The organism is Vibrio sp. 10N.222.46.A1 (assembly GCF_041473595.1).
GTDB classification, from domain to species: Bacteria; Pseudomonadota; Gammaproteobacteria; order Enterobacterales; family Vibrionaceae; genus Vibrio; species Vibrio tasmaniensis_A.
Genome location: NZ_JBFRSN010000091.1, coordinates 1 through 4,030 on the forward strand (window position 1 = coordinate 1; position 4,030 = coordinate 4,030).

Sequence of the window (4,030 nt, forward strand, 5' to 3'; positions counted from 1 at the left end):
GGTGTGGCGGATGACGGACGTACTACTGGTTACCCTCAGACAAAATCTGCTTTAATTCAACCTCTCGGTTTAACGGAGCAAGATAAAAAGAACTTACTGAGCTTTATCGAAGCATTTTCAGGTGAACAGATTTTTATTGAAGAGCCGACAATTCCAGAATACCAACCGTTATTTACTAAAGACGAACTTGCTGGAGCAGAAAAATGATCGCCAACTCAGAGCAAAATTCGAGTAAACGACACAACAAATGCATGATGTCACGACGTGATTTTTTACTCTATTCCGGCGCGGCGACTGCCGTCTCTATGGTTCCTCTTACCTTATTTGCAGGAACGGATTCTGAAACTCAGGTTGAAGGTCGTATTGTTGGTTACCCGCGTAAGAAAATCGCAAAGTTAAGTCAACTCAGTAACCACATTCCGGTTCACTTTCAATATCCAGATGAAGGAAAAAACTCGATTGCGATGCTGGTTAAATCCGACATCGAATGTGGCGGTGGGATAGGGTTACAGCGCGATATTGTGGCGTACTCGATGACGTGTACTCATCAAGGTGGGCCTTTAACCGGTGCTTATAAAGCAACAGGGGAGCATCGCATTGTCGGGCAGTGTCCATTCCACCTGTCTACATTTGATTTACGTCGCCATGGCATTATGGTATCGGGTCAAGCCTTTGAGAGCTTACCTCAAGTACTGCTGGAGCTAGAAGGTGATGATATCTATGCGGTCGGGGTTATGGGATTGATCTTTGGTCGAATGGAAAATCTGATCGATGTGGAGGTTAGCTAGATGACTCAATTTTCTTTTAACGATAAATTGGCTGTAAACGATCAATCAGCTTTAAACAGCCAGTATCTGCAACCGACCAGTACATTACTGCCACCTGCTAGTGCGGAAGTCATCACAACAGCGTGTGACTATTGTATTGTTGCGTGTGGTTACAAAGTCTATCGTTGGCCTGTGAGTAGCCCTTCCGGTGGCCCTGCTGCAAGTGAAAATGCATTTGGTGTCGATTTCCCGGTTCATGCTTTGCAAGCTTGGGTTTCGCCACAGCAACACAATATTATTTCGCATAATGGCAAACCACACCATGTGGTGGTGGTAGCGGATAAAGACATACAAGTCGTCAATAAAGGCGGTGATTCTTCGGTTCGTGGTGGACTGCTCGCAAGAAAGCTCTATAACCCAGAAACACCAACCAAAGATCGATTGAAGCAACCGCTTGTTCGAATTAATGGACAGTTGCAACCAGTTGAGTGGGATTTCGCATTGGATATAGCAGCCCAAGTCGGCCGTCATGTGATTGATATGCACGGTTCAAACAGTTACTGCGTGAAAACCTATTCTTATCAGTATATTGAAAACACCTACGCGATAACAAAGTATGCATTGCGTCATGTCAATACCGCGAATTTTTCGTTTCATGATACGCCGTCAGATGTCACCGCAACCCCAGGATTTCGAGATGCGGGTTTTGATAATTTTGCTCCAAGTTATGATGATTGGGGCGCGGCAGATACTTTGATGATCTGCGGAACAGATCCGTATGAGACAAAAACCATCATCTTTACGCAGTTTATTATGCCGGCGGTGCATCGTGGGATGAAAACCGTGATTTTGAACCCTCGTGAAACCGCTGGAATAGCGTGGCTTAAAGCTCAAGGTGGATTGCACCTCGATATTAATCCCGGTAGCGATAATCTTGTGATTGGTGCAATTGCTCGAGTGATCTTAGAGCAAGGCTGGCAAGACAATGAGTGGATTGAAAACTGGGTCAATAATAAATGGGAATCGAGCTCAGGTTTTGGTCAGGGTACTCGTAATACGCCATGGCAATGGAGAACCACTTGGGGCAAATTCCAAACGAATGGCTTTGATGATTATAAGCAATGGAATTTGGAGCAGAAAGAGTACGCACCTGAGTATGCCGCATCGATCGCGGGTATTGATGTGGAGAAGATCCACAAAGCCGCTGAGATGTTGGCAATGCCAGTCAACGGTCAACGAGTTAAAGCCTCAATTGGTATAGAGAAGGGCTTTTATTGGTCGAATAATACCGGGAATACCAACGCCATCGCCTCCCTTGCAACGATAATCGGTACTGGTGGCCGAGAAGGGCGTGTGATTGGTCGATTTGGTGGGCATCAACGTGGTGGACTAGCCGGTGGGAAACTACCAAGGAATAAGTCACCTGAAAAAGTCGCAGGTAGGCGCAGGCGCTCAATAGACACCGATAGATATCTCTATTCCGGGCATACCCGTATGGCCCATGTCATTGGTACAACATGGATTCAAGCTATGTGTAGTAGTTATGGGTTGAAAGAGAAATTCACCGACTTAACAACACGTAATCCTCACCAAGCGATGCGACGTGATAAACAGCACATTATAGATACACTCAAAAAGCGTGCAGATTCCGGTGGAATGGTCGTCATCAATCAAGATATTTATTTACGTGATCCTATTGGTAAACAATTCGCTGATATCATCTTTCCGGCCGCGACTTGGGGGGAAGAGGATTTCATGCGCGCTAATGGTGAGCGTCGTCTACGCCTTTACCAAAAGTTCGCTGATGCGCCGGGTCAGGCTAAGCCAGACTGGTGGATTGTTGCTCAAATGGCTTCGCGAATGGGGTACGATGGGTTTGATTGGCAAAACTCAAATGATGTAGCTGAAGAGTCATCACGATTTAGCCGTGGTAGCCGTAAAGATTTCAATATGATTAAAGTCGCAGCACATGCTGAAGGAAAAACTCTTCATCAAAAGCTCGCTGAATTTGGTACCGAAGGGATCCAAGGGCCTGTTTTTTATAACTATGACACCAAAAAGCTGATTGGCACTAAGCGCCTACATGACACTGAAATGAGTTGGGATGATCTGGTCGATAAAGGGCTGCAAGATGGCCCTCAAGGCGCCAATATTATGCGTAAACAGCTCACTCAATTTAATAGTCAGACGGGGAAGGTCAATCTTCAAAAACATCCTTGGGATCTGTTTAGTGATTTTCATCGTTGGCTTACCCCAAAACAGGACGAGTTATGGTTTTCGAATGGTCGTATTAACGAGATTTGGCAGTCAGGGTTTGATGATACCGAACGCAGGCCTTACATCACTCATCGTTGGCCTGAAAACTGGATTGAAGTACACCCGGAAGATGCGGACAAACGGGGCATAGAAGCCGGAGATGAAGTACTGGTGTACTCGGAGCGGGTGGCCAATTTTAAAGATACGATTCTGGGTATCGAGTCAGACGATTTTCAGTTTAGTAACCTAATGAAAAATGGTCACATTCAACTGGATTACGCGGAGATTAAAGCCGTTGCGATTGTCACCTCAGCCACGAAAAAAGGTGTGTTGTATTGCAATATGATGGACATGAAGAACCCAGCGAATGCTTTAACAACAAGGGTAGTTGACCAAATCAGTGGTAACTACAACTACAAAATGGGCGTCGCCAAAATAAAGAAAATTGGCGAATCAAAATATAAGCGTGAGTTTGAAGGGTTCTCCTTTGCACCACGTAACATTGTGTAAGGGAAGTTTATGTTTGGCGTATTATTGGTTTTGCATGTATTGGCTGCCACCATTTGGACGGGAGGGCACATTATTCTCAGCGTCGTTATCCTTCCTAAAGTCTTGAAACACCGTTCTCCAGAAATGTTATTGGAATTTGAGCAAGGGTACGAAAAGGTGGGAATACCTGCTTTGGTAGTTCAAGTGGTGACTGGGTTGATGCTCGCTTATCACATATTGCCGGACGTTAACTTATGGTTTGATATGTCTATTCCACTGGCTCATGGCATTGCCGCTAAATTGACGTTGCTGTCTCTGACGGTATTGCTAGCCCTAGACGCACGCTTTCGTGTGGTTCCAAAACTATCGAAGGACAACTTGGTTGATATGGCGCTGCACATTGTGCCAGTGACCATTATTTCAATTTTGTTTGTGGTTGTCGGAGTTTCATTTAGAACGGGTTGGCTAGTTTGATCTGCTTTTACGTTTAGTGCGGAATATTTGACAATATCTAAGTT

At 45.1% G+C, this 4,030-nt stretch carries 3 protein-coding genes and 1 pseudogene; all 4 read left to right on the forward strand.

Annotated features, from left to right (window positions below):
* Positions 1 to 207, forward strand: a pseudogene (locus AB4496_RS03270) (cytochrome-c peroxidase); the annotation flags it as partial.
* On the forward strand, positions 204 to 788 hold the full coding sequence (locus tag AB4496_RS03275) for an arsenate reductase (azurin) small subunit (protein WP_065680018.1): 585 nt from the start codon (positions 204 to 206) through the stop codon (positions 786 to 788). The pseudogene AB4496_RS03270 and the gene AB4496_RS03275, both read left to right, overlap by 4 nt.
* A complete protein-coding gene (locus AB4496_RS03280) occupies positions 789 to 3,533 on the forward strand; it encodes an arsenate reductase (azurin) large subunit (RefSeq protein ID WP_170962719.1) in 2,745 nt (914 codons plus the stop codon). It begins immediately after the preceding gene.
* A gap of 9 nt (positions 3,534 to 3,542) precedes the next feature.
* On the forward strand, positions 3,543 to 3,986 hold the full coding sequence (locus tag AB4496_RS03285) for a CopD family protein (RefSeq protein WP_102257980.1): 444 nt from the start codon (positions 3,543 to 3,545) through the stop codon (positions 3,984 to 3,986).
* Positions 3,987 to 4,030 lie beyond the last annotated feature (44 nt).

What these genes read in the sequence shown, in the direction of transcription:
- AB4496_RS03285 (WP_102257980.1), top strand. Translation starts at nt 3,543, where the DNA reads ATGTTTGGCGTATTATTGGTTTTGCATGTATTGGCTGCCACCATTTGG.
- AB4496_RS03275 (WP_065680018.1), top strand. Translation starts at nt 204, where the DNA reads ATGATCGCCAACTCAGAGCAAAATTCGAGTAAACGACACAACAAATGC.
- AB4496_RS03280 (WP_170962719.1), top strand. Translation starts at nt 789, where the DNA reads ATGACTCAATTTTCTTTTAACGATAAATTGGCTGTAAACGATCAATCA.